Raw genomic sequence first — 26,571 nt, forward strand, 5'->3', positions numbered from 1 at the left:
ATATTCATTTTCTACTAAGTTTATTAGCGAACCTAGAAAAGAACGTTCGCTGTTTTAAATGATATGATTTTACAATATCTTATGCTAGAAGGTAGTAGAATGAGATAGAGTAATGTATTATTTTATTAATTTTTTATGGGAATTGAAAGCGTATTATTGAAATGTATTCCAACACTTGTATCATTGCTAGAGTCCGTTTATAATCAAGGAATCCTAGTTCATGTTTTGATAGGATTATTTATTATTGAAAGCGTTTTAAGTTCACTCCTTTTTTGAGGTAGGAGGTCTGACTTATTTAGATAAAAAATTATGTATGTAGTTTTAAATGGGAAGAAAAATAATATAAGTATCATTTTATAGTGTGGGGAGGTTAAAAGTGTGAAAGGTAAAGATTTTCACACGAATATATATGGGTTATGTAGGATTATTACTTTCAGGGGCAGCTTTATTTTTAAATAGTCTTGTTATATTAGGGAAAGCAGAGATGAAAAGTGCGGGTGTTTTTAATTTATTTGTGGGTGCACTACAAATTATTATTCCGTTTTATTTGATTATGATTTCTGACCAAAGCAATTGGACAGTGTATTCATATGCGGCTACTTTCTTATTTGGATTAACTTATTTATATGTAGGTGTTACTTTTATAAAAGGAATGGATAGTAGTGGCCTAGGATGGTTTTGTATTTGGGTAGCAATTATTGCCTTATTCTATATGGTTGTTTCATTTGTTCAATTCCATGATGTTGTTAATGCGTTAACGTGGTTTATGTGGGCATTACTTTGGTATTTATTCTTTGTATTAAATACACAAAAGAAGAACATTAATCAATATCTTGGAAGGATTGCCTTCGTACAATCATGGGTAACATTGACTTTACCTTCACTCTTTTATTTTATGGGAGTGTGGGGAGAGGGATTCGTATATGAATTATGGGTTTATGTATCTGTAATTTCTATTTTATACTTCTGTTATTGTATTTATAAATATCGAGTACATTAATATATTATCTGTATAAAGGCATGGAATCGTTAAACGAATTCCATGCTTTTTATATGTTAGCACTTATAATAGAGAGGTAGTATTTTACAATTTGCTAAAGTGGGGATGATGAAGTTGAAAAAAGTATTGGTGCTAGGGGGAACAAGATTTTTTGGTAAACATTTAGTAGAAGCACTTTTGCAAGAGGGGCACGATGTAACGATTGCGACGAGAGGAATTACGGAAGATTCTTTTGGCAGTAGAGTAAAAAGACTTATTGTAGATAGGGAAGATGAAAAACAACTAGCAGAGCGTCTAGAAGATAAAAGTTATGATATTGTATACGATAATTTATGCTATAGCTCGAATGCAGCGAAGGTAATATGTGAAGTGTTACGAGGGAAAACGAAGAAATATGTTATGACATCTTCAATGGCCGTCTATGAACCTGCCCTAAGCTTATCAGAAGAAGACTTTAATCCGTACGAGTATGCAATCGCGTATGGAGATAGGAATGACTTCAATTATGGTGAAGGAAAGAGATTAGCTGAAGCCGTTGTATTTCAACATGCAACATTCCCAGTCGTTGCAGTGCGTTTTCCAGTTATTATTGGAGAAAATGATTATACGAAAAGGTTACAATTTTACGTTGAATGTATTGTGAACCAAAAACCTATCGTTGTGGATCATGTAGATGGAACTTTGTCATTTATACATGAAAAAGAGGCAGGAGAGTTTCTAGCTTGGTGCGGAATGGCAAATGTGAGAGGACCAATTAACGCCTGTAGTAACGGAGTAGTTTCTATGGAAGAAATTATTCATTTCATAGAAGAGAAGACAGGAATAAAAGCACTCATTCAGAAAGCTGGGGGAAATATAGCTCCTTATAATGAGGTAACTAACTGTACGTTACATAATGGAAAGGCTCGTGAATTCGGATTTTTGTTCCGAGAGCTGAAACTAGAAATAAAAAATATTTTAAAACATTATATAAATACAATGAAGTAATCATAAATCCCCCGGTGGCAATCCGGGGGATTCTGGAGGATTTCGACAATACTGATTTTACATTACCAAATTTACCTTATACGTACGACTAATGTTTTTGTGATTGAATTGCTTGTAAATACTTCTCGTTTACTTGGTCCCAGTTTACTGTATGCCACCAGTTGGTAACAAACTCTGGGCGCCTATTTTGATACTTTAAATAATAAGCATGTTCCCATACATCAATTACGAGTAAGGGGATTTTCCCTTCTTGCAAAGGCGTATCTTGATTTGGTGTACTCATAACAGAGAGTTCCTCACCGTCAAGAACAAGCCATCCATAGCCACTTCCAAAACGACTAATAGCTGCTTTGGAAAGTTGATCTTTTAAGTTGTCAAAGGTATTGAAATAATAATCAATTACTTTTGCAACGTCTCCATTAGGCTCACCGCCACCTCGTGGGCTCATCACTTCCCAAAAAAGACTATGACAATAGTGACCACCACCGTTATTTCGTACAGCTGTAACAATTTCCTTCGGTAAAGCATCTAAATTACATAGCAATTCTTCTAAAGATTTATTATGTAATTCAGTATAATTTTCTAAAGTAGCATTTAAATTGTTTACGTATGTCGCATGGTGCTTTCCATGATGAATGGCAAGTGTATTGCTATCAATATGTGGCTCTAGTTCATCATAGTCATATGAAAGCTTTGGCAATTGAAATGAAGACATAACATTCCCTCCTTTCGACTTAAAAAGTTGGTCTAGGTAAAAATACTTTACCTGAGTCAAAAATACACCCATTTTCCATATAAGTCAATAGTAATTCCATTAATTTTCTGAAAAATATTACAATAAAAGTAACACTCTCACTTTCATTTGTGACTCCTATCCTTTTTGCTTATACTGTAAAGTAGCAGGGTTTTGTTGAAATAGAAGGAGATTGTTTATGAGTAAAACGAAACAATTAATAGAGGAAGCAAGTAATTTTATTACGATTTGTTATAAGGAGCTTCATAAAGAACAATTGATAGAAGAACGTATAAAAGAAATTCAAATTGAGATAGAGAAGACAGGGACATATGAGCATACATTTGAAGAACTTGTTCATGGTTCACGAATGGCATGGCGTAACAGTAATAGATGTATTGGGAGACTATTTTGGAGTAAGATGCACATATTAGATGCGCGCGAAGTAAATGATGAAGAGGGTGTATATAATGCATTAATTCATCATATTAAATATGCAACGAACGACGGGAAAGTTAAACCAACCATTACGATTTTTAAGCAATATCAAGGTGAGGAAAATAATATAAGAATTTATAATCACCAATTGATTCGATATGCAGGATATAAAACAGAAACGGGAGTGATTGGTGATGCTCATTCCGCTACATTTACGGACTTTTGTCAGGAGCTTGGTTGGCAAGGAGAAGGTACGAATTACGATGTATTGCCACTTGTGTTTTCTATAGATGGAAAAGCGCCTATATATAAAGAAATTCCGAGAGAAGAAGTAAAAGAAGTGCCAATTGAACACCCAGAATACCCTATTTCATCACTTGGAGTAAAATGGTATGGTGTTCCAATGATTTCAGATATGCGTTTAGAAATTGGCGGTATTTCTTATACAGCCGCTCCGTTCAATGGATGGTATATGGGAACAGAAATTGGGGCGCGCAACTTAGCAGATCATGATCGTTATAATTTACTTCCGGCTGTTGCGGAGATGATGGATTTAGATACATCGAGAAACGGTACCTTATGGAAAGATAAGGCGCTAATTGAGTTGAATATTGCCGTACTACACTCCTTTAAAAAACAAGGAGTTAGTATTGTTGATCACCATACTGCTGCACAACAATTTCAGCAATTTGAGAAGCAAGAAGCTGCTTGTGGTCGTGTTGTAACAGGTAATTGGGTATGGCTTATTCCACCATTATCTCCAGCTACCACCCACATTTATCATAAACCGTATCCGAATGAAATTTTGAAGCCAAATTTCTTTCATAAATGATATTTAGTGTAGGTTTTTTCTGTGAAATATAATTTTTTTAAATTACTGTTATGTAGCAAATGGAAGCCTTTACTCTCGGTTATTTTTGGAAGAGGCTTTTTGAACCAAGGAGTTCCTTATGTTATAATCAAATTTCTGTTTCGAAGACCTTATAGAAATATAAGGTCTTTTGTTTTGCTTTTTTATGTAAGAGGAAGAGATTCTTTCTTTTTAATAAGGGATTTGGCATATTTTTAGGGACAACATAAGTATGTGGGAAGTCAATAAAATGTTATGCATATATAATTATTGTGTTTTGGTTTTAAACAATAAAACATAATAAAGTTGTTTTTTTAGATTGCTGAGGAAGGAGGAAGTGTAAATGAGGATGAAGAGTCGAAAAACTGATTGGCCTGTATTTATTATTAGTGGTGGTTCACTTTTATTATTTGTAATTGCAGTTTTTTTGAACAAGGATTATGTAGAGAGTGCGATTAATAAAAGTTTCGCTTTTTCAATTAAATATTTCGGTGCCTTCTGGCAAGTTTTATTATTAGGTACATTTATTGTTGCGATGTGTATGGCGTTCTCCAAATATGGGAGAGTTAAGCTTGGAGGATTAGAAAAACCTGAGATTAGTACGGCAAAATGGCTTGCTATTATTATGTCTACATTACTTGCCGGAGGTGGCGTTTTTTGGGCAGCAGCAGAGCCAATGTATCATTTGATGACGGTGCCACCAATACATGATGGTATATCTGCTGGAACGAAAGAAGCAGTCATGCCTGCTTTAGCACAAAGTTATATGCATTGGGGATTTTTAGCATGGACGATTTTAGGTACAATTAGTGCGGTAGTTATGATGTATGGACATTATCATAAAGATATGCCGCTAAAACCTCGAACGCTTTTATATCCTATTTTTGGGGAAAAATTAAGAAAGAGCCTGCTTGGAACGATAATTGATGCAGCTGCAATTATTGCAGTAGCTGCAGGTACAATTGGCCCAATTGGATTTTTAGGTTTACAAGCAAGTTATGGATTACAAGAATTATTTGGAATTTCTGATGTGTTTACTACTCAATTAGCAATTATTGTTTGTGTGGTGGCCGTGTCTACCATATCGGCAGTAACAGGTATTGATAAAGGGATTCAAATTATAAGTAATTTAAATGTTAGATTAGCAATTGTATTAATGGCATTCATATTACTATTTGGGCCAGGTGGATTTATTATTGATTCGTTTGTTTCTTCGTTTGGATTTTATGTAAATGAGTTTATACCGATGAGCACATACCGTGGTGATACAAGTTGGTTAGGATCTTGGACAATCTTTTTCTGGGGATGGTTTATTGGATACGGACCAATGATGGCAATTTTAGTGAGTCGAATTTCAAGAGGGAGAACGATTCGAGAAATCATCGTTGCAATTGGAATTATCGCACCTATTATTACAACGTTTTGGTTTACTATATTAGGTGGATCAGGCGTGTTTTATGAGTTGATGAATCCTGGGTCTATCTCGGACGCATTAAGTGAATCTGGTATGCCGGCAGCTATGATTGCAATTACAGGACAATTGCCACTTTCTAATATTATTGGACCAGCATTTCTTTTATTAACAATTTTATTTGTAGTGACAACAGGAGATTCAATGGCGTATTCCATTTCAATGGCAGTGACTGGAGACGGAGATCCTAGAATTAGTTTGCGAATTTTTTGGTCGCTTATTATGGGCGCAGTTGCAGCAATTCTTTTATATATGGGTGAAGGAAGTATTAATGCGCTACAATCGTTTATCGTGGTGACGGCAGTTCCGGTATCAATTTTGTTATTCCCAATGCTATGGTTAGCACCTAAAGTTGCGGGAGAATTAGCATTAAAACAAGGTATTGTAAAAGAAGAAGATAAAACTGCATTCTTATTTCAGAAGGCTAGTAAATCAAAATAAATAAAAACGTAAAAGAGGAAGCATCTTAAATGAGATGCTTCCTCTTTTACGTTTAATCTAATACTTTTCCCTTTGTTTCTGGTACACATAGTAGCATTGTAATTAACCCGATTGGGTAGATGATAAAAATCAAGGACAATGCTCCAAGTAGATTGCCACCTGTAGCGAGTAAGCCAATAATAACAGGCCCAAATCCAGCTAACCCACGTCCTGTACCGAAAATAAAGTTTTCAGCGGTAGAGCGAGCTTCAGCAGGATAGTTTTCAGCTAAAATTGCCCCAAATCCTCCCATCATTCCATTTGCAAAAAATCCAAGCAATGCACTTCCCCATAATAATAATGTTGAATCTGTGAATAAGAAGAAGTAAATGAGACAGTATACTGTACCGCCAATATAATAGATTGCAAAAGTTTTACGGCGACCAATTTTATCAGCTAGAATACCAAAGATTGCAATTCCAATTAGCATACCGATGGTAGAAATGAACATCCAGCCACTTGCTTTTGCTAATGTATAGTTATATTTATTTGCTAAAATAGTGGGCATCCATGTGAAGATTCCGTAATATCCGAAGTTTTGGATAAACGACATAATAATGAGACCGATTGTTGTAATTGTTACTTTTTTATTGGCAAATAACTTTCGAAGTGGGAATTTTTTTATATGTTTTAGTTGTTCTGCTTCAGTAGTTGTTAATTTACCTGTAGCTTCTTTTTGCAACAGTTCCTTTTTGTAGCGTTGTTTTTGCTCCCATATTTTCGGTTCACTTAAACTTTTACGGACATAGACAGCTAGTAAAGCTGGAATTAATCCAAATAAGAAAACGGCTCTCCATCCAAAGTGCGGGACAATAAATGCTGGAAGGAGTGAAGCAACCAGTACACCAAATTGCCATCCAAGTGCAACAACAGATGTCGCTTTAGCGCGCATTTCTTTAGACCATGTTTCTGTTACAATGGCCATTCCGATTCCGAATTCACCACCAACCCCCATTCCAACTAAAAAGCGCAGAATTAATAATTGCCAGTAGTCTGTTGCGAAATAAATGAGTGCGGTTGCTAGTGAAAACAGTAAGATTGTGAAGGCCATTGTACGAATACGGCCAAATAAATCAGCAATAAATCCAAATAAATAAGAACCAATTAACATCCCTATTGTGGTAGCTAATGTTAAGTTTCCACCTTCAACAGGACTTAAGTGAAACTCTTTTAAAATATAGACAAGTACGAAAGATAATAGCAACATATCTAAACCTTCTGCTGCATATCCTAGCGCAGAACCAAATAATGTTTTATATCTTTTCGCTTTCGTCTCCTCTGTTATTTGTTGTACATCAGTAGTGACTTTCATTATTACTCCTCCTTATTTTCTACAGTCGCTATGGAAGAATAACAAAAGGCCTTCTCACCTGATATGATGAGAAGGCCAAAAAAGCATACGTATCCCCCAAAAAGAACATACGTATATTATATTCCGACTTCCTTCTCAACCTCACGGGGTTGGGTTAAAGGACTGTATTATATTACTTTATTTTTAGCACTCTTCTATTGTATTGTCAAATAAAGAGGAAGTTATTATGTGTAAAATATTTCAAAAAATATTTCGTTCTTCTTGACGCCGACTTCATTATTTTCCCATAATAAAACTAACTAAATAAAAAGGAATGAATCAAAGATGCTAAATTTAGTACTCATGATGATTGAACGAGTCGGACTTATAGTTATTTTAGGATTTTTACTCTCTCATATTAAAACTTTCAGACGCCTCCTTCATAAACAGGATGGCTATGTAGATAAGCTGAAGCTTATTTGTATTTTTTCGGTATTTACAATTGTAAGCAATTACACTGGGATTGAAATAGCAGGAAATACGATTATGAATGAAAACTGGTTACAAGGTGTTTCTTCGTCAAGTACAATTGCGAATACGCGTATTATGGGTGTCGGTATTAGCGGCTTACTTGGTGGCCCTATCGTAGGGGTTGGAGTAGGATTTATTGCTGGTATTCATCGTTATATGCTTGGTGGTACGACAGCGCTAAGCTGCGCAATCTCTTCTATTTTAGCTGGGATTATAACTGGTTATATCGGATATATTTTCAAAAAATATAATCGTACAATTACTCCTAAATTTTCAGCAGTTTTAAGTGTTTTTATCGTATCTTTAGAAATGCTTATGATTTTATTAATTATAGAGGATGGAATTAGCGTTGTGAAAACAATAGCGATACCAATGATTCTTGTAAATAGTTTTGGAAGTTTTATTTTACTTTCTATGATACAAGCTATTTTGCGTCAGGAGGAGAATGCAAAGGCACTTCAGACTCATAAAGTATTACGTATTGCAGATAAAACGTTACCGTATTTCCGCCAAGGCTTAACAGAAGAATCATGTAAGCATGTGGCACAAATTATTCACCGTTTTACAGGAACAGATGCGGTATCCTTAACAGATACAGAGAAAATATTAGCTCATGTTGGATTAGCATCAGATCACCATATTCCTTCACATAGTTTAATAACCGGTTTGTCGAAAGAAGTGTTAAACACAGGGAAAATAATGAAAGCGAAATCACGTGAGGTTATTAATTGTCAACATGAAGGCTGCCCTTTGCAAGCGGCGATTGTAATTCCACTAACTTCGCATGGAAATACGATAGGGACATTAAAACTCTATTTCAAAAATCCTAACCAGTTAAGTCGTGTGGAAGAGGAATTAGCAGAAGGATTAGCAAAAATATTCTCTACACAACTTGAATTAGGAGAAGCTGAGTTGCAAAGTAAATTATTGCAAGATGCGGAAATAAAGGCATTACAAGCACAAATTAACCCCCATTTTTTATTTAATGCGATTAATACAGTATCAGCTTTATGCCGAACAGATGTAGAAAAAGCAAGGAAGTTATTATTACAGCTTAGCGTATATTTCCGTTGTAATTTGCAAGGGGCACGTCAGTTATTGATTCCACTAGAACAAGAATTAAACCATGTACAGGCATACTTATCACTAGAACAAGCAAGGTTCCCAAATAAGTATGAGGTAAAGATGTATATTCAGGATGAGCTAAAGACAACTTTAGTACCACCATTTGTTCTTCAACTATTGGTTGAAAATGCATTGCGACATGCTTTTCCGAAGAAGCAACCAGTATGCGAAGTGGAAGTGCATGTTTTTGAAAAAGAGGGTATGGTTCACTTTGAAGTAAAAGATAATGGACAGGGAATTGAGGAAGAACGTTTAGAACAATTAGGAAAGATGGTAGTTTCGTCAAAGAAAGGGACTGGAACAGCTTTATATAATATTAATGAACGTCTTATTGGATTATTTGGAAAAGAAACGATGCTTCATATCGAAAGTGAATTAAATGAGGGGACAGAGATTACTTTTGTTATTCCAAAAAAAGTAGGGGAGGAAGAGCAGATTGTTAAAAGTACTAGTAGTTGACGATGAAATGTTAGCACGTGATGAACTAAAGTATTTATTAGAGAGAACGAAAGAAGTTGAGATAATTGGTGAGGCTGATTGTGTGGAAGACGCATTAGAAGAACTAATGCAAAGTAGACCAGATATTGTGTTTTTAGATATTCAATTATCCGATGATAACGGATTTGAAATCGCGAATATATTAAAGAAGATGAAAAATCCACCTGCAATTGTATTTGCTACTGCCTATGATCAATATGCGCTGCAAGCATTTGAAGTAGATGCGTTAGACTACATTTTAAAACCATTTGATGAAGAGCGTATTGTGCAGACATTAAAGAAGTATAAAAAACAAAAACAAGCGCAAATAGAAACGAAGCACGAAATAAAGGGGACAGATGTAACAGCAGAGATGCATAAATTAGCATTACCAATTGAAGAATCAATCGTACTTGTGAATATTGAAGATATTATATATGTAGGGCTTGTAGATGGGAAAGTCACAGTAAAAACAATGAGGGAAACGTATGTAACACATGATACACTTGTAATTCTAGAGAAGAAGTTACCACAAGCAAGCTTCATGCGCGTACACCGTAGCTTTATTGCGAATATTAATCATATTACTGAAATTCAGCCATGGTTTAATTCTACTTATAATTTAATCATGAAAGAAGGATCGAAAGTACCTGTTAGCCGTACATATGCAAAAGAACTCAAGAAGCTGCTTCGTATTTAAGAAGCAGCTTTTGTATTTCATCCTTTTATATTTGTAACTGATTCTGTATATTTGACGTTCTGTTATGTAAACGCTTACTTATACGTTTGTATCCTATACAATAAAGGTACCAAATCGAAAGAGGTGGCCAAAATGAGTACGAAAAAAGTATATAGTTTCTTATCACAAGCATTCATATTCTCAGCTATTATGTTAATTTCTAATATTATTGCAACACATTTACCAATTCCAATGCCTTCATCGGTAATCGGGTTAGTTATTTTATTTAGTCTATTATGTTTAAAAGTTATTAAATTGGAGCAAGTTGAATCACTCGGAACAGCTTTAACAGGTATTATTGGATTCTTATTCGTCCCATCAGGTATTTCAGTTATTAATTCTCTTGGTGTAATGGGGCAATACTTTGTACAAATTTTAACTGTAATTGTTGTAGCAACAGTTATTTTACTCGCTGTAACAGGGTTATTTGCACAATTTATTTTAGGAAAAGATGAAAAAGAAACAGAAGATACAAAAGAATTGAAAGTAGTAAATAAAGGACGCAAGCACGGAAAGGTTGCGTAACCATTGCATTTATATATTGTTAGGAGGTAATGAACATGGCAAGCACAATGACTCCATATTTCGGAATCGTCGTTTCATTAATCGCATACGGAATCGGAACATTATTATTCAAGCATTCAAAAGGGTTCTTCCTATTTACGCCATTATTCGTAGCGATGGTATTAGGGATTGTCTTTCTAAAGGTAGGTAACTTTACTTTTGAAGAATATAATACTGGCGGAAAAATGATTAGTTTCTTCTTAGAGCCAGCAACCATTGCATTTGCTATCCCACTCTATAAACAAGTTGATAAGTTGAAAAAATATTGGTGGCAAATTTTATCAGCTATCGTGGTTGGATCTATTTGCTCAGTAATTGTCGTGTTCATTGTTGCAAAAGCAATCGGTTTAGATACAGCAGTAATGAATTCAATGCTACCACAAGCAGCAACAACAGCAATTGCGTTACCAATTTCAGAAAGTATTGGTGGTATTCCAGCAATTACATCGTTTGCAGTTATTTTCAACGCAGTTATCGTATACGCATTAGGAGCATTATTCTTAAAAACATTTAGAGTGAAACATCCGATTGCAAAAGGTTTAGCGCTTGGAACAGCGGGTCATGCATTAGGAGTTGCGGTAGGAATTGAAATGGGTGAGGTAGAGGCAGCAATGGCAAGTATTGCTGTAACGGTAGTTGGGGTTGTAACAGTAGTTGTCATCCCAATGTTCATACCATTCATTGGATAGTAAAACTTACTTAAAAAACAAGAAAAGCAAGCTATTTGTAGGACAGATTTCTACTGATAGCTTGCTTTTTATGTTACAGTAGTGGTAAGACCTATTTAAAAAAATGTAAGTTTCCTTAAATCTTCATTAATACTATGTAGAATACGTTTTGAATTAGGTCATTGTATTGTAAAATAAGAAGTAAGCTACTGTATACCTGTTAAGGTAGGCATATAATGAGTTTATAAAAATCTTAATATGAATGAATAATTAAAAGTAGAAAAGAGAGAGAAATCTACTTAGTAACGTTTTAGTTTATAGGACAGGAGAGAGTATTCGTCGATTATGCAAATAAAAAACCTGTTTCAAAGTAAAGGATTTCAGAGGTTACTCGTATTAGTAATACTTGCTCTCGTGTTATACGGGCTGCAAAGTATGTTGAATTTAATATTAATTACGTTTATTCTCACGTATTTAATGGATCGATTCCAAAAGTTTATTTCCCGCAAATTAGATCATTTCATGCCTATTAATCGAAAAATTATTATAGCATTTCTATATGTAATGTTAATTGGTGGAATTGCTATTACACTATTTAAATATTTACCAGTATTGACGATACAAATTTCACAACTGATTTACCAATTCAATGTATTTTTAAGAAACCCACCAGATAGTGAACTAATTAAGTATGCAGTTAATGCTGTCAATCATATGGAGCTTTCTAAATATGTAGGACAAGGCGTAGACATTTTGTATAAATCGATTACGAATGTTGGTAAATTTGGCCTTCAGGTTTTACTTTCTTTAATTTTGAGTTTGTTTTTCTTATTAGAAAAATCTCGTATTGTTGGTTTTACTGCAAAGTTTAAAGAAAGCAGGCTTGCAATTTTCTATACTGAAATTGAGTACTTCGGAAAGAAATTTGCACGTTCATTTGGAAAGGTAATCGAAGCACAATTTTTAATTGCTGTTGTTAACTGTGTTCTTTCAGTTATCGCATTATGGATATTAGGATTCCCGCAATTATTAGGTTTAGCATTAATGATTTTCTTGCTTGGATTAATTCCAGTAGCGGGGGTTATCATTTCGTTATTCCCACTTTGTATGATTGCTTACAATATTGGCGGTATTATGTACGTTGTTTATATTTTAGTTATCGTAACAGTGATTCATGCGCTTGAAAGTTACGTATTAAATCCGAAGTTTATGTCGCAAAAAACAAATTTACCGATTTTCTATACTTTTATGGTATTAATTTTCTCAGAGCACTTCTTAGGTGTATGGGGACTGATTATCGGTATTCCAATCTTCATTTTCTTACTAGATGTTTTAGACGTGACAAGTGATGAAATGGAGAAGGATGTTGGAAAAAATAAAGTGAAGTAAGAAAAAGCATCGATGTTCGATGCTTTTTCTTTTATAACATGATGTTCCTTATGCCATACTGTAAGAAGAACATAGAATAGGGGTGAAAGAATGGCTGTAAATGAAAAGGTAGAGTTAGCTACATTTGCTGGAGGGTGTTTCTGGTGTATGGTTTCTCCATTTGAAGAGATGGAGGGCATTATACAGGTTATTTCAGGTTATACAGGCGGTCATAAAGAGGACCCAACGTATAAAGAAGTGTGCTCAGAAACAACAGGACATTATGAAGCGGTACAAATTACATTTGATGCAAATAAAATGTCGTATGAGGAATTGTTAAATATATATTGGAGACAAATTGATCCGACCGATATTGGAGGACAATTCCACGACCGCGGACAGTCTTATGAAACAGTGATTTTTTATCATAATGAAGAACAACATAAAAAAGCAGAAGCCTCAAAAGAAGAACTTGAGCAGAGTGGGCGCTTTTCAAAACCAATTGCGACAAAAATACTACCAGCAGCTACATTTTATCCAGCTGAAGAATATCACCAAGGATATCATAAGAAAAACACATTCCGCTATGAGTTATATCGTAAAGGCTCAGGACGAGATGCTTTTATTAAGCAACATTGGCCAAAGGATAATGCTCATTTAAAAGAAAAACTCAATGAGATGCAGTTTTATGTAACGCAGGAAAATGGTACAGAACCACCATTTCGAAATGAGTATTGGAACCATAAAGAGGAAGGTCTTTATGTAGACATCGTTTCAGGTGAGCCGCTATTTACTTCTCTAGACAAATTTGATAGTGGATGTGGATGGCCTAGTTTTACAAAACCAGTTATGTCAGCAAGTGTGAAAGAAAAGATGGATGTGAGTCATAATATGACACGTACAGAAGTGAGAAGTAAAGAAGGAGACTCACATCTTGGGCACGTATTTCCAGACGGTCCAGGACCAAATGGCCTTCGTTACTGTATTAATTCCGCAGCTCTTCGATTTATTCCAAAAGAGGAATTAGAGAAAGAAGGCTATGGTGATTTCCTAATCTTGTTTGGAAATAAAAAATAACCTCGCAGTTAGCGAGGTTATTTTTTGTTATTTTGTTTTTTTCTTTTTAAATTTGCTTAATACTTCATAAACGATTGGAACAATAAGAAGTGTTAATAACGTTGAACTTGTTAATCCACCAATTACCGTTACACCAAGTCCTTTAGAAATTAAACCACTACCTTCAAATCCTAATGCAAGCGGGATAAGAGCACCGATTGTTGCAATTGCAGTCATTAAAATTGGACGAAGGCGTGTTGCACCAGCTTCTAATAAAGCTTCACGTGTTGATAGTCCTTCATTTTCTTTATGAATAACGCGGTCGATAAGCACGATTGCGTTTGTTACAACGATACCGATTAACATAAGCGCACCAATCATTGCAGACACACTTAATGTTTCACCGGAGATTAATAAGGCAACAAGAGCTCCGATAATTGTAAATGGTAGCGAGAATAAAATTGCGAATGGTGCAAGGGCACCGCCAAATGTAACGACAAGAACGAAGTATACAATGGCAATCGCAGCTAACATCGCTAAGCCAAGTTGCTTAAATGATTCTTCAATATCTTTTGTAACGCCGCCCATAGAAACATCTACGCCAGAAGGAAGATCCATTTTATCTACTTCTTTTTGAACAGCGGCAGATGCTTTTGAAACGTCATCAGATGTTAGTTTTGCGCTTACTTCTGCATAAACACGGCCATCGCGGTGTTTCACTGTATTCGAAGTTTCACCTTCTTTTACAGTCATAACATCTTTCACAGCCACTTCATTACCAAGTGGTGTTGTAATTTTACGATTTGTTAAGTCATCGATTGTTTCATAATTTTGTTTTTCAGCTTCTACATATACGTTGATATCTTTACCGTCTTTTTTAATTGTTGTCAGAACAGGGCGATCATGTTGATTAGAAAGTCCCATTCCAATTTGAGCAGCCGTTAAGCCCATTTTACTCAGCTTTTCTTGATCTGCGACTAAAGTGTACTCTGCATATGTTTTTGCAATACTAGAATCTATATCTTTTAAGTCTTTATTTTTCTTCATGATATTTTGAATATTTTTTACAACAGGCTTAATGTCTTCTGAGCTATCTCCGTAAACGTATAGTTTAATTTCGTTACTACCGCCACTTGCTCCGAAGTCTTGGTTTTTCCATTCACCTTTGCCAGACATCTTCTGTAAATCTTTAACGACTTGTTCTTTCTCTTTTTCAAAGTTTTTCGTGTCGTTATCATATTGCACGAAGAACATTGCTTGGTTTGATTGACCAGGACTCATTGGGTTTTCGCCACCTAATGAGAATTGAATTGTTTTGACGTCTTTATTATTTTGGAAGTGCTTCTCAGCTTTTGTTGCAATTTTTTCAACGTCTTCTAACGTTTGACCTGGTTCAGGGTTGTATGTTGCGATAATCATTTTTTCTTCTTCAGAAGGTAAGAAACTTACACCGATAACTGGTACAAGTGCAAGACTACCAACTAATAGAAGGACAGCGATACTTGATGTAATAATTTTGTGATTTAAAGCCCATGCAAGTATGCGTTTATACCCATTTGCTAATTTACTTGGTTTTTCTTCATGATGTACTTCTTTTTCCCTCATGCTCTCTTTCTTAAATAAGGAATGAGCTAGCATCGGTACGATTGTAACTGCTACTAGTAATGATGCTAATAAAGCGAAGACGATAGTTAAGGCGAATGGTAAGAACATTTCACCAATCATACCTTTTACTAGTCCAAGTGGTAAAAATACAGCAATTGTTACGATGGTAGAAGACATAATTGGGATAAACATTTCTTTCGTAGCTTCACGAATTAAATCTTTTCCGCGCAATTTCTCTTCTGATAACGACATACGTCGGTAAATATTTTCAATAACAACAATTGAGTCATCGACAACGCGGCCTATAGCAACGGTCATTGCTCCAAGTGTCATAATGTTAAGCGTAATATCCATTTGCTTTATGACTAAAACAGCAATTAATAAAGAAAGTGGTATTGAAACGACAGAGATTAACGTTGTTCGAATATTTCGTAGGAACAGCATAATAATAACGATCGCAAAGATAGCACCGAAAATTGCTTTGCTCAGCATTGTTTCTACTGATTTTTCAATAGGTGCACCTTGATCGAATGTTGAAATAATCTCTAAGTCTTTATACTTTTTCTCAAGTTCTTTTACTTTATCTTTTACTGCATTTACAACATCAACTGTATTTGCATCAGAGGCCTTCACAATTTGAATTCCAATTGCTTCTTTTCCATTTGTTCGAGAAATGGATTCTGCTTTCCCAACTTCTTTAATGTCAGCAATTTCATCTAATGTAACTGTTGGAATCCCGTTCATAGCGGCTGGATTCATTTGTGGCGTTTGCGCACCAGCGCCAGCATTTTGACTACCTTGACCGTTAGGTGAGGAAGGTATAGCTGGGATTTTAAGTTCTTTTAATGCTTTAATCGTTGTAATATTGCCATCTACAACAACTGATTTTTCCGTGTCTTTAAATGTGTATAAGCCAAGTGGTAAAGATACATCCGATCCTTTAATCACATTTTTTACAGTATCTTCACTTAGTCCTAGTTCTTTCATTTTATCTTTCTTGAAGACAAGCTGTACTTCATCTACTTGTTGACCAGCAATTTGAACAGATGCAACACCATCAAGTCCTTTTAATCCCGGTACAACATTTTTTTCTACATTTTCAGTTAAAGTAGCTAAAGATTCATTCTTGCTTGCTACGCTTAACGAAATAACGGGAAAAGCATTGAAGTTTACTCGTGAAACTTTAGGATCTTTAACACCTTCTGGGAGTTTTACATTTGTGAGAGCTTCTTTAATTTCTGTTTCTGCTTTTTCCATATTTTTGTCAAAATCGTATTCTACTTGAATAGAAGATGCGTTTTGAAAAGATGATGAACTCACAACGTTAACACCGCTTAAATTTTGTAGTTGTTCTTCCATCGGCTTTGAAACTTTATCAGCTACTTCTTCTGGTGTAGCACCAGGATAGACCGTAGTTACTGTCACAATCGGTGTTGTAATATCAGGAATTGTTTCCAGCTTCATATTGAGTCCAGAGTAGATCCCCGCAATAGTAACAATAATGGTTAGTAGCCAAACTGCGAACTTATTTTTTAACGAGAAATTGATGATTTTGTTCATGTTTGCGCTCCCTTTGTATTATATTGACCAACTGGTCAGTCTAATACATAATATAACTGACCGTTCGGTCAATCGTCAATAAAAAGGGATGGTATAATACATTTATAATAAGATGCGAGATTAAATTTAGGAGAGAAGATATGAAAGAAAAAGAGCGTTTAATTATAGAATCGGCTATGAAGTTATTTGCTACTAAGGGTGTAAATGCGACATCAGTGCAGGAAATTGTGACAGCTAGTGGTATATCTAAGGGAGCTTTTTACTTATATTTTAAATCGAAAGATGAGCTTTTATTAGCGACACTTCGATATTATTATGACAAAATCCAAAAGAAAATGCTGGATATTGAACAAGAGTCTTTATTACCACGTGAAAAATTTGCAAAACAATTACATTGTCAGTTTAATGATATACAAAAACATAAAGAATTTATTATTATGCATGCGAGAGAAAATGCAATTCCGTTTAATAAAGAAGTAGAAGAATTTATGATGCGGATGAAGTTAGAGTCTCATGCATTTTATCGGAATAGTTTATTGTCCATTTATGGTGAAAAGATTATGCCATATTTATTGGATTTAGTAATTATGGTAGAAGGTATATGCCATGGTTATTTACAATTGATTATTTTAAATGAACCAAAAATTGATTTCATTCATGTTGCCTCATTTATTTTAAAAAGAGTAGACGATTTAGTAGAAGGGCTTCTAGAATCTTCGGAAGGGCCTGTTTTAAATGAAGCAAAAATGGGAGAATTTTTTTGTAGCTCAGAGCTTATTAAAGAACAAGTAAAAGAGCATTTTTTAAATGAAATTATTATATTAAAACGAACATTAGCAGACCAACTAGAAAATGATGAGGTTTTAGTTACTTTAGATGTTTTAGAATCCGAAATGAGAGTGCCAAATCCAAGGATTCCAGTTATTCGAGGGATGTTAGCGAATTTAGAAGCGTATAATGATTTGAAGGATTTTAGATTGAGGTTAGCTCGATATTACTATATAAATTGAGACTTTAATCAGTGGGATTTCATTCCCACTGATTAAAGTTGAAAATAGTATTTATTTTACATTTTGAAATTTATACATGTCACCATAAACGTTGGTGTCGTTGTATATAAACAATACAATATCTGCATTTTGTTCTTCTAGTTGCTGTTTCACACTTTTTCCTTGCGTGTAACGAGGGTCAATAAAAGTTGTTTTAGCAAAATTACGTGCGAATAAAGGATATGTAGCATCAGCATACGAATCTTTTAAGATAACAAGGTGTAAATCATTGTCTGCCTTTGTATTAATGATGTTTATTTCAGGGAAATCTGTTTGATAAACATTAGCATATCCAGGAGCAGGAACATCTTTTTCTTTTCCGTAAAACTGAGTCATTGATTCTTTAGCGGTATTATCTTTAATAGCACCGTAGTAAACTGTGTAGTCGTCCCAAGATTCACCGAAATTATAGCGGACATATGGGATTTGTACGGATGAAGTATCAATTAAGCGGTACAATTGATTATTCCAGCTACCAACAAACTTTCCTTTCGGTTTTTCCCAGTTAATAGTGTAGTCGTCTTTCTTTATTGGTTGTCCTTTATATTTATTTGAATGAGAATTAATAAAGTTCATCGTATCCTCATATGCATAAAAGGCACCTTCCATATTCCAATGATGATCTGTAGTTAAATACATTCGTTCTAGTTTTTCTTTAGTAAATCTTTCTTTAAACATTGGTAATACATCAATAATAGGGAATTTCGTTGCTGTCAATTTCTCAGCAAGGTGATCCCTAAGAATTTGTTCGTAACCAAGATTTAGGTAAGAGGGAAGCTTATACTGTAACGCTGTCTGCTTACTAGGAACTAAAGAGAAATAGAATTCTGTTTGTGGAAAATCTTTTTTCAAAGTTTTTAATTCCTGAACACCAGCATCAACATCATTTAAATGATTTTCCATATTAGGTCTATTAAAAATAAATTGATCGTTTGTAACATGAATGTTATTTACAAATGTTCGATTCATAGAGAGTTGGAATTTTATATAGCTTTCAAGAAAGAGATCCCTAGGTCCAACATGGTCTGTAAAGTATGTTTCGATACCCTTGAATAACTCTCCAGTCTTTATAGTAGAAGCATTTACAGCAGGTCTAATAGCTAAGTTCCTGTTTTCAAATTCAGAAAATGTTTTTTTATCTATAAGGATAACTTTTGCTGTCCAAATACCCACCCCAAAAATAACTGTAAGGAACCCCATTATTAAAGTGAGGTTTTGAAATTTTTTCATAGTGAACCTCCTTTAAAAACGGAAATAAATAAATGGATTATAAGTTGCATTTGTTAGGAATACTAAAACAATGACTAGAATACTTAAATAATATACTGGCGATAAAACAGCAAATCTTTTTGTCGATAACATTTTTTGTAACCATGGGAATACGGGTGCTGCAGTAATAATAGCTAATAAGAAAATTCCCCAATAATTCATTATATAGAAGTAACTGTTAATATCTGTTAACGGACTGTTAAATCCGAACATGGATTTTAGGAATTCAAAGCAATAACTGAAGTTATCTGCACGGAAAAACACCCATCCAATAATAACTAAAAACATCACGTAAATATGTTGAAGAGGACTCCATAATTTTTGAAGCAGGTTTTCGATTCCAGCTTTTTCAAGTGCAATTAGAATTCCGTAATAAATACCCCAAATCATAAAGGTCCAACTAGCACCATGCCAAAAACCGGTTAGTCCCCATACGATGAAGAGGTTACGATAAACTTTCCAAGTTGTAACGCGATTTCCTCCAAGTGGAATATAGACATAATCACGGAACCAAGAACCGAGCGAAATATGCCAACGACGCCAAAATTCAGAAATGGATTTTGAGATATATGGATAATTAAAGTTTTCTAGAAAATCAAATCCAAACATCTTTCCTAATCCAATTGCCATGTCACTATATCCAGAAAAATCAAAGTAAATTTGTAGCGTATAGGCAATGGCTCCCATCCAAGCTAATGATACACTCATATCAGAAGGATTCATTGAGAAGATTTCATCGGCTATAACACCTAATTGGTTAGCAATTAAAACTTTTTTACCCAAACCAATAATAAATCGGCGGACACCTTCAGAGAATTTGTCGGCATCAACAGTTCGCTGGTGTAATTGGTGAGAAATTGTATTATAACGAACAATTGGTCCTGCTACTAACTGTGGAAATACAGTAAAGTATAAGGCCAAATCAAAGATATTTCGTTGAGCATCGACTTTTTTCTTATAAATATCGATAATATAACTCATCGCATGGAACGTGAAAAATGAAATACCAATTGGTAAAGGTATTTTTTCAAGAACAATATTGGTATGTAAGATAGAGTTAATATTATCTACTAAAAAGTTTGCATATTTAAAATATCCTAAAATAGCGATGTTCATTACAATTGCAAACGTTAGTAATAATTTTCTTTGACCATTTGTGAAGCGACTATTCCCTAATAAAATCCCAAACCAATAGTTAACAAGGATAGAGAATAGCATTAGAAAAACATAAATGGGTTCGCCCCAAGCATAAAATACTAAACTAAAAAATAATAAAACTATATTTTGTAGTTCTTTGCGTACAGCATAATAAATTAAGAGTACGGCAGGTAAAAATAAACATAAAAAGACAAGGTTACTAAATACCATTTTAATTAATTCCTTTCCTATTTTATCTAAATAATACCAAAAATATCATTTAAATGTAATCATTAAAAAACTAGGATATTATTAACGTATTTAATTTTTTTATATTGTGAGAGATATAAAAAATCCTTGTTTATAAAAAAAGGCCGTCCCAAAATATTTTTAGGAACGGCTTTTTTACTGATAGGAAATAATTTAGTTATTTTTTTCTGCCCACTCTTCAACATCCCAAACCTTTGTAATCCAATCTTTATAGAATTCCGGTTCGTGACATACAAGGAGGATTGTTCCTTTATATGCTTTCATAGCCTTCTTAAGTTCCGCTTTTGCTGTAACATCAAGATGGTTTGTCGGCTCATCAAATAGTAACCAGTTACTTTCCTCACCCATTAGCTTACATAAACGAACTTTTGCTTGTTCTCCACCACTTAATTGACTTAATGGGCGAGAAATATGTTCATTTTTTAAACCGCATTTTGCTAACATCGCACGAATTTGATGCTGGTCTAAACCAGGGAATGTATTCCATACATCATCAATTGGTGTTATATTGTCAGCTTTAACTTCTTGTTCAAAGTATGCAGGCTCTAAGAAGTCCCCAAGACTTGTTTTACCGCTTAAAGGCTTAATTTTACCTAAGATTGTTTTTAGTAACGTTGATTTACCAACACCGTTACATCCAACAATAGCAATTTTTTCACCACGTTCGATCGTCATTGATAGCTTTGGTAGTAGCGGATGTGTATATCCGATTTCTACATTTTCACCTTCAAAGACGAAGCGACTACTTGCGCGACTTTCTTTAAATGAGAATTCAGGTTTAATCGCTGTTTCTGGGCGATCAATAAGTTCCATGCGATCAAGTTGTTTTTGACGACTCTTTGCACGACCTGTCGTTGAATAACGAGCCTTGTTCTTTGCAATGAAGTCTTCTTGCTTTTTGATAAACTCGCGCTGCTTTTCATAAGCGTTTATATGTTGATTTTTATTGATTTCTGCTAGTTCTAGGAATTTTTCATATGTCGCTGTATAGCGTGTCATTTTTGTGAATTCTAGATGGAAAATAACATCAACACATTTATTCATAAATTCCGTATCATGAGAAATCAATAAGAATGCATGTGGGTATTCTTTTAAATAATTTGTTAACCAATGAATATGTTCAACGTCTAAATAGTTAGTAGGTTCATCAAGCAATAACACTTCTGGCTGTTCGAGTAATAGCTTTGCAAGCAATACTTTTGTACGTTGTCCACCACTTAGTGCTGAAACATCACGATCTAAACCAATTGCATCAATTCCAAGACCACGTGCAGCCTCTTCAATTTTCATATCTAGTAAATAGAAACCACCTGCTTCAAGTGCATCTTGTATTTCTGCCATTTGTTCAAGAAGTTCTTCTAGTTCTTCTGGTGTAGCAGTTCCCATTTTTTCTGTAACTTCATTTAAAGCTTTTTCCTTTTCGAATAACGGTAAAAATGCATCCGCTAGTACGTCACGGATTGTACGTCCAGGCGTTAAAACAGTATGCTGATCTAAGTAGCCGTAATGTGTGCCCGGTGTCCATTCTACACGACCTTGGTCATGAATAAGCTGACCAGTAATGATATTCATGAATGTTGATTTACCAACACCGTTTGCACCAACTAATCCAACGTGCTCACCTGCTAATAATCGCATAGATACATCTTTAAATAATGTACGATCACCAAATGTATGTCCTAATTTTTCAACTGTTAATAAGCTCATAGTATCCTCCGTCCAACTTGAAATAGTACCTTGAATCATGATACTAAATTCTTTCATATAATGCCATCATTTCAAAATGTATATTTTTTCAAAAGAAGTGTTTGTAAATGTTAGTATATAAAAAAGTTACTTCTACCTACAGAAGTAACTTTTTGGTTATGCCTTTTGTTTAACTTCACTAACTTTCTTTTCAGCTACAATAAAATGCGGTCTACGTTTTGTTTCATAATAAATACGACCGATATATTCACCAATAACACCTAGGAATATGAGTTGAATACCGCCAATAAATAGTATAGCGGAAATGAGAGTAAAGTAACCAGGAACTTCCACACCACCAAGGATGATTTGAACGAACGTAGTGATTACGTATAAAAGTCCTAAAATGGTTGTTAGTAATCCGAGATATATAGATAGACGTAACGGTTTATTATTGAATGAAATTACACCATCAATTCCGTAATTTAATAATTTCGAGAAGGTCCATTTACTTTCTCCATCAGAACGTAATACATTTTCATATTCAATGATTAATTCGTTATAACCAATCCAAGAGAATAAACCCTTTGAAAATCGGTTGTATTCACTTAAAGACACTAAAGAATCCACTGCTCTTCGACTTAAAAGTCTAAAGTCACCAATACCATCTACTAATTCAATATCTACAAACTTATTCATCACCTTATAGTAAAGACGAGAGACGAAAGAGCGAACAGGTGAATCACCAGTTCTTGTTCTTTTTGCAATGACTTGGTCGTAGCCTTCGTTATATCCTTCTAACAATTCTTTTATTAAAGTAGGAGGGTGTTGTAAGTCAGCATCCATAATAACAATTGCATCGCCTGTAGCATATTTTAAACCAGCTAACATTGCAGCTTCTTTTCCGAAGTTTCGACTAAATGATATATAGTGTACCGATGAATCTGCACTAGCTAAATCACGTAAAATATTTAATGTATCATCTTTACTACCATCATTAACAAAAACAAATTCATAATCGGTAGTTAATTTATGAATTTCAAGAGAAGTCTCTGAATAAAAGGCACGAAGCACCTTTTCTTCATTGTAGCATGGTACTACTATTGAAAGGGTCATGTTAGGACCTCCTTAGGTGTAATTTTAAAGTGGGCATGAAGTAAAAATGAAGCAATCATCTTCAACTTTTACTTCACTTCATTTTAATACCTTTTTTTAAAACGACTTTTTAATTTTGAATATCTTTTCGTATCTCCAAGAACTAGAAGCGAGATGCAAATGATAAATGAAATGATAGAAATAACGAGACCCATTTTGAAATAAGGTGTGACGTATTTCATTTCAACTACATGTTGCCCTTTGGAAATAGGAACGCCAATAAAGGCGGAATTAGCCTTCGTAAATTCCGTTTCTTTACCGTCAACTTTTATTGACCATCCTTTACTATATGGTACCGATAAATATAGTAATCCATCTTTAGTGGAATTAATATCACCTTTTAAGGAGTTACCTTCATAGTAAATGTTTTGTAGGCTATTTTCTTTTAAAGTATTTACTTTTTTCGGGACAGTCTGATAGTTAGTACTGTTGATTTGTAAATCTTTCAACTCATATTGACCAGGAGTAGGAATAGAAATGATTAGCTCGGTTGGCTTTGCATCTTTTCCTAAGTTGTAAACAAATCTTTCTAACGGATAAGCATAAGCTCCATCTTCATTACCTTTTATCATAGATTTGTCATTCACGGTAACCCCAAATGATTCCTTGTTTATATTTCTAATTTTAATTTCAACAAGAAGATCACCTAACATATCGTTATTATCAATAGGTACTATTATACGCCCATTTTCATGAACAGTGAGTATATCTTTCTCTTTCTCTATATTTTCCCACTTCATTTTATTTGGATTAATCTTAATTTGTTTTGAATCTAGCTGTTTTGTATTAAATTGTTTTAGTGGGAGACTTCCAACATCATTTACAACTACAGCATCTAATAAAAGTTGATCTTTCTCGGCAAAATTAAGTTTTGAAAATTCTTCATCACTTATTCCAGCTTCGTATACATAGCCTAATGGTAGTGCAAATTCATTTTTATAAATGTTGTAAGGACCTACTTGTTGTAAATGCTTATAACCATAAGGAATTTCGGTTTTATTAGCACCTTCACTTAGTACATAATATTTTACCCCTAGCATGTTCTCAAGGAATAATCGTTTATCTAACTGGAAGAACATAGATGGACTATCGTATCCTTGGAAAACATTGTACTTATTTTTCATAAAGTCATGAACATGATAATTGACTAAGCTTTGATAAGTACTTGTACCATGATAACCTTGCAACATCGGCGTATTTTTATAATTATTGTTTGGATTGATAATTCGATAAAAATCTTTATCTTGATTTTGTATATAACGAATTGCGTCAATTTCATCCTTATTATCAAGACCTGGCCCGTGTAATGATTCTTTTGTCACGCCTGCTTGATTAAAGTGTTTACTAAGAGCAAAATCTGAATAGAAGTAATTAATAAATATTACATTGACGAGTACATTTAATACAATGAAACATTGTAAGGCTACTTTTGATAAATAGCGCCATAGTAATATGGTAATAATAGATAATACAGTAATGCAAATTAAAATGTTATCAATCGTTTGTAGTGGCTGTGCGTTTATATTTACTTTTCTATAGAATGCGTAAATAAATAATGCTGTTGCTAGTAAAGGACCTATTAAATAATTGACCTTCTTTTTGTGGAGTAGCATCCAATCTAAAATGTAGGCAACAGTTTGCGCAACCACAAATGCAAATAAGTAAAACCATCTGTGTTGCATGGCAGAAAAGCCATTAAATACGGAATACGTATATGGAAGCATATATAGCACTAACATAAACCCAGTAAAGAGTAATTTATTTGTGACAAGTTTATTGCGTATTAGAAGCGCGCTAGTAATAAGGAAGAGGATGAAAACAGGGAATGCAAGCTGATACTCCTCTGTATTATTAATGAAAAAGATACTTTCCATTAAGTTTTTATAAAACGTATCTTCAAAAAATAACGGTATAGTAAATTTTGTAGCGAGTCGATCGGAACTAAATACACCATTTACAGATGGTATAAAGCAAACAGCAGATAAACCTAGTGATAAAGCATATAGAAAAGCAATTCTAATATAATAAATTATAAATGTTTTAATTGTTTTGTTCTGCTGTGTAGCGAAATATTGGAAAAAGGCATAAATATAGATAAAAATACTAGTAATGAAAGCGAAATAGAAATTTGATGCAAGCATAAGTGCTGTTGCAAACAGGAATAATCCTTTTTTTCGCTCTAAAATATATTTATCTAATCCCCATATTACTAAAGGTAAAAACACTATAGCATCTGCCATGAAATCCCATAATAAAGAATGGCGAATGAAAGTTATACATCCTCCATATATAATGGCAGAAATGAAAGAAGAAAAAATAGTTTTATTGTGATAACGTAAAGAACCATACATGAATAACATAGCTAATGTACTTTTTAAAACACTCATATATAGTTTCAGCTCAAAGATTTGGTCAAAATTTAGTTTAGGAAGTAGAAGCGTAAGCCAGAAAAATGGTGCTGTACTATAGTAATAACTAAATTCTCCGAATAAATCTCCACCTAAGCCATAATCCCAAGACCAAAATAAATTTCCATCTTTAAATGCGTGTTGTAAAAGGAATGTAAAGAAACTGAATTGTGATAATGCATCTCCCGTACTAGAAAATACACTGTCTGATTTTAGGAAAAAGTAATGAAAAGCAAATGCACATATTATTAATAATGGAATAATAATAAGTGTGCTTTTAGTGAAAAATGTTCTTTTATTTACTTCTGAAGTCATTAAATAAATAAGCCTCCTTAAATTCAATTGCCACATTCTTCATCTCTGGTTATCTTTTTAGGATGAAGAAAAACTATGTATGAATCGTCGATTTTTAATAGTATTAATAAAGTGTTTATTTGTGTAATTTATAGTAAATTTAGGGTGTTTGTAGTTAATATTTACATGAAAAATTAACTATGAATTACCTTAATAATAGGTGTTTTACATCTAGTGCTGTTCGTTTCCAAGTATAATCATTCCAGAAAGGCAAGTCAATTTAAGATATAGATTGAAAAAAAGCCCATTTTCTAAGTGAAGAAGATAAAAATAAAAAAANAATATATATTATTATTATTA

The 26,571-nt window shown here is 33.9% G+C and carries 19 protein-coding genes; 11 read left to right on the plus strand and 8 right to left on the minus strand.

The features are described from left to right. Positions 1 to 409 precede the first annotated feature (409 nt). A complete protein-coding gene (locus tag HMPREF1014_RS20920; protein ID WP_000542568.1) occupies positions 410 to 1,000 on the plus strand; it encodes an AmiS/UreI family transporter in 591 nt (196 codons plus the stop codon). Positions 1,001 to 1,105: 105 nt separating this feature from the next. Continuing rightward, complete coding sequence (locus HMPREF1014_RS20925; protein ID WP_043308699.1) at positions 1,106 to 1,987, plus strand: NAD-dependent epimerase/dehydratase family protein; 882 nt, start codon at positions 1,106 to 1,108, stop codon at positions 1,985 to 1,987. Positions 1,988 to 2,075: 88 nt separating this feature from the next. On the opposite strand, the gene sodA is transcribed toward HMPREF1014_RS20925, so the two are convergent. Beyond that, complete coding sequence (sodA, locus tag HMPREF1014_RS20930) at positions 2,076 to 2,702, minus strand: superoxide dismutase [Mn] (RefSeq protein WP_000094035.1); 627 nt, start codon at positions 2,700 to 2,702, stop codon at positions 2,076 to 2,078. A gap of 217 nt (positions 2,703 to 2,919) precedes the next feature. On the opposite strand from sodA, the gene HMPREF1014_RS20935 reads away from it, so the two are divergent. Both HMPREF1014_RS20935 and HMPREF1014_RS20940 read left to right on the plus strand, forming a co-directional pair. Then, positions 2,920 to 3,990, plus strand: a complete 1,071-nt coding sequence (locus HMPREF1014_RS20935; protein WP_000047623.1) for a nitric oxide synthase oxygenase — start codon at positions 2,920 to 2,922, stop codon at positions 3,988 to 3,990. A 361-nt stretch (positions 3,991 to 4,351) separates the two neighbouring features. Continuing rightward, positions 4,352 to 5,920, plus strand: coding sequence for a BCCT family transporter (locus HMPREF1014_RS20940; RefSeq protein ID WP_001242442.1), 1,569 nt, complete (start codon positions 4,352 to 4,354; stop codon positions 5,918 to 5,920). 52 nt (positions 5,921 to 5,972) lie between these two features. Here the strand turns inward: HMPREF1014_RS20940 and HMPREF1014_RS20945 are convergent, their stop codons facing one another. Beyond that, positions 5,973 to 7,271 (minus strand): MFS transporter, encoded by a 1,299-nt coding sequence (locus HMPREF1014_RS20945; RefSeq protein WP_000869351.1) that lies wholly within the window; start codon positions 7,269 to 7,271, stop codon positions 5,973 to 5,975. Between the two features lie 324 nt (positions 7,272 to 7,595). Here HMPREF1014_RS20945 and lytS point away from each other — a divergent pair, with 324 nt between their 5' ends. The 6 genes from lytS to msrB all read left to right on the plus strand — a co-directional run bounded on the left by lytS (position 7,596) and on the right by msrB (position 13,799). Further along, a complete protein-coding gene (gene lytS / locus HMPREF1014_RS20950; protein ID WP_000933591.1) occupies positions 7,596 to 9,365 on the plus strand; it encodes a two-component system sensor histidine kinase LytS in 1,770 nt (589 codons plus the stop codon). Next, positions 9,343 to 10,083: a LytR/AlgR family response regulator transcription factor gene (locus HMPREF1014_RS20955; RefSeq protein ID WP_000921840.1), complete on the plus strand. Its 741-nt coding sequence runs from the start codon at positions 9,343 to 9,345 to the stop codon at positions 10,081 to 10,083. The genes lytS and HMPREF1014_RS20955 overlap by 23 nt, the downstream gene beginning before the upstream one ends. A gap of 132 nt (positions 10,084 to 10,215) precedes the next feature. Continuing rightward, positions 10,216 to 10,647, plus strand: a complete 432-nt coding sequence (gene lrgA, locus HMPREF1014_RS20960; protein ID WP_000104901.1) for an antiholin-like murein hydrolase modulator LrgA — start codon at positions 10,216 to 10,218, stop codon at positions 10,645 to 10,647. Between the two features lie 35 nt (positions 10,648 to 10,682). After that, the gene (gene lrgB, locus HMPREF1014_RS20965; protein ID WP_000168868.1) at positions 10,683 to 11,375 is read left to right on the plus strand and encodes an antiholin-like protein LrgB; all 693 of its coding nucleotides are present in this window, start codon (positions 10,683 to 10,685) and stop codon (positions 11,373 to 11,375) included. Between the two features lie 324 nt (positions 11,376 to 11,699). Then, a complete protein-coding gene (locus tag HMPREF1014_RS20970; protein WP_001166010.1) occupies positions 11,700 to 12,743 on the plus strand; it encodes an AI-2E family transporter in 1,044 nt (347 codons plus the stop codon). A gap of 90 nt (positions 12,744 to 12,833) precedes the next feature. Continuing rightward, on the plus strand, positions 12,834 to 13,799 hold the full coding sequence (gene msrB, locus HMPREF1014_RS20975) for a peptide-methionine (R)-S-oxide reductase MsrB (protein WP_000290174.1): 966 nt from the start codon (positions 12,834 to 12,836) through the stop codon (positions 13,797 to 13,799). A gap of 27 nt (positions 13,800 to 13,826) precedes the next feature. Here the strand turns inward: msrB and HMPREF1014_RS20980 are convergent, their stop codons facing one another. Further along, entirely contained in the window at positions 13,827 to 16,943 is a 3,117-nt protein-coding gene (locus tag HMPREF1014_RS20980; RefSeq protein ID WP_001033500.1) for an efflux RND transporter permease subunit, read from the minus strand. A gap of 140 nt (positions 16,944 to 17,083) precedes the next feature. Here HMPREF1014_RS20980 and HMPREF1014_RS20985 point away from each other — a divergent pair, with 140 nt between their 5' ends. Then, a complete protein-coding gene (locus HMPREF1014_RS20985; RefSeq protein WP_000659641.1) occupies positions 17,084 to 17,953 on the plus strand; it encodes a TetR/AcrR family transcriptional regulator in 870 nt (289 codons plus the stop codon). Positions 17,954 to 18,004: 51 nt separating this feature from the next. Here HMPREF1014_RS20985 and HMPREF1014_RS20990 read toward each other — a convergent pair whose 3' ends face one another. The 5 genes from HMPREF1014_RS20990 to HMPREF1014_RS21010 form a co-directional block, all read right to left on the minus strand. After that, entirely contained in the window at positions 18,005 to 19,222 is a 1,218-nt protein-coding gene (locus tag HMPREF1014_RS20990; RefSeq protein WP_000714499.1) for an alginate O-acetyltransferase AlgX-related protein, read from the minus strand. A 12-nt stretch (positions 19,223 to 19,234) separates the two neighbouring features. Further along, positions 19,235 to 20,629 (minus strand): MBOAT family O-acyltransferase, encoded by a 1,395-nt coding sequence (locus HMPREF1014_RS20995; RefSeq protein WP_000232077.1) that lies wholly within the window; start codon positions 20,627 to 20,629, stop codon positions 19,235 to 19,237. 192 nt (positions 20,630 to 20,821) lie between these two features. Then, positions 20,822 to 22,375: an ABC-F family ATP-binding cassette domain-containing protein gene (locus tag HMPREF1014_RS21000; protein ID WP_009327419.1), complete on the minus strand. Its 1,554-nt coding sequence runs from the start codon at positions 22,373 to 22,375 to the stop codon at positions 20,822 to 20,824. Positions 22,376 to 22,531: 156 nt separating this feature from the next. Beyond that, complete coding sequence (locus tag HMPREF1014_RS21005; RefSeq protein ID WP_000175826.1) at positions 22,532 to 23,470, minus strand: glycosyltransferase family 2 protein; 939 nt, start codon at positions 23,468 to 23,470, stop codon at positions 22,532 to 22,534. 83 nt (positions 23,471 to 23,553) lie between these two features. Next, positions 23,554 to 26,232 carry a YfhO family protein gene (locus HMPREF1014_RS21010; RefSeq protein WP_000200230.1) on the minus strand — a complete coding sequence of 893 codons (2,679 nt, stop codon included), beginning with the start codon at positions 26,230 to 26,232 and terminating at the stop codon, positions 23,554 to 23,556. Positions 26,233 to 26,571: the final 339 nt, after the last annotated feature.

It is taken from the genome of Bacillus sp. 7_6_55CFAA_CT2 (genome assembly GCF_000238655.1).
GTDB classification, from domain to species: domain Bacteria; phylum Bacillota; class Bacilli; order Bacillales; family Bacillaceae_G; genus Bacillus_A; species Bacillus_A cereus.

Excerpts from the sequence above, each read along its gene's own strand:
- HMPREF1014_RS20925 (WP_043308699.1), top strand. The coding sequence starts at position 1,106 with ATGATGAAGTTGAAAAAAGTATTGGTGCTAGGGGGAACAAGATTTTTT.
- lytS (WP_000933591.1), top strand. The coding sequence starts at position 7,596 with ATGCTAAATTTAGTACTCATGATGATTGAACGAGTCGGACTTATAGTT.
- sodA (WP_000094035.1), bottom strand. The coding sequence starts at position 2,702 with ATGTCTTCATTTCAATTGCCAAAGCTTTCATATGACTATGATGAACTA.
- HMPREF1014_RS20990 (WP_000714499.1), bottom strand. The coding sequence starts at position 19,222 with ATGAAAAAATTTCAAAACCTCACTTTAATAATGGGGTTCCTTACAGTT.
- msrB (WP_000290174.1), top strand. The coding sequence starts at position 12,834 with ATGGCTGTAAATGAAAAGGTAGAGTTAGCTACATTTGCTGGAGGGTGT.
- HMPREF1014_RS20920 (WP_000542568.1), top strand. The coding sequence starts at position 410 with ATGGGTTATGTAGGATTATTACTTTCAGGGGCAGCTTTATTTTTAAAT.
- HMPREF1014_RS20985 (WP_000659641.1), top strand. The coding sequence starts at position 17,084 with ATGAAAGAAAAAGAGCGTTTAATTATAGAATCGGCTATGAAGTTATTT.
- HMPREF1014_RS20935 (WP_000047623.1), top strand. The coding sequence starts at position 2,920 with ATGAGTAAAACGAAACAATTAATAGAGGAAGCAAGTAATTTTATTACG.
- HMPREF1014_RS20980 (WP_001033500.1), bottom strand. The coding sequence starts at position 16,943 with ATGAACAAAATCATCAATTTCTCGTTAAAAAATAAGTTCGCAGTTTGG.
- HMPREF1014_RS20945 (WP_000869351.1), bottom strand. The coding sequence starts at position 7,271 with ATGAAAGTCACTACTGATGTACAACAAATAACAGAGGAGACGAAAGCG.
- HMPREF1014_RS20970 (WP_001166010.1), top strand. The coding sequence starts at position 11,700 with ATGCAAATAAAAAACCTGTTTCAAAGTAAAGGATTTCAGAGGTTACTC.
- HMPREF1014_RS21005 (WP_000175826.1), bottom strand. The coding sequence starts at position 23,470 with ATGACCCTTTCAATAGTAGTACCATGCTACAATGAAGAAAAGGTGCTT.
- HMPREF1014_RS20940 (WP_001242442.1), top strand. The coding sequence starts at position 4,352 with ATGAGGATGAAGAGTCGAAAAACTGATTGGCCTGTATTTATTATTAGT.
- HMPREF1014_RS20995 (WP_000232077.1), bottom strand. The coding sequence starts at position 20,629 with ATGGTATTTAGTAACCTTGTCTTTTTATGTTTATTTTTACCTGCCGTA.
- lrgA (WP_000104901.1), top strand. The coding sequence starts at position 10,216 with ATGAGTACGAAAAAAGTATATAGTTTCTTATCACAAGCATTCATATTC.
- HMPREF1014_RS21010 (WP_000200230.1), bottom strand. The coding sequence starts at position 26,232 with ATGACTTCAGAAGTAAATAAAAGAACATTTTTCACTAAAAGCACACTT.
- HMPREF1014_RS21000 (WP_009327419.1), bottom strand. The coding sequence starts at position 22,375 with ATGAGCTTATTAACAGTTGAAAAATTAGGACATACATTTGGTGATCGT.
- lrgB (WP_000168868.1), top strand. The coding sequence starts at position 10,683 with ATGGCAAGCACAATGACTCCATATTTCGGAATCGTCGTTTCATTAATC.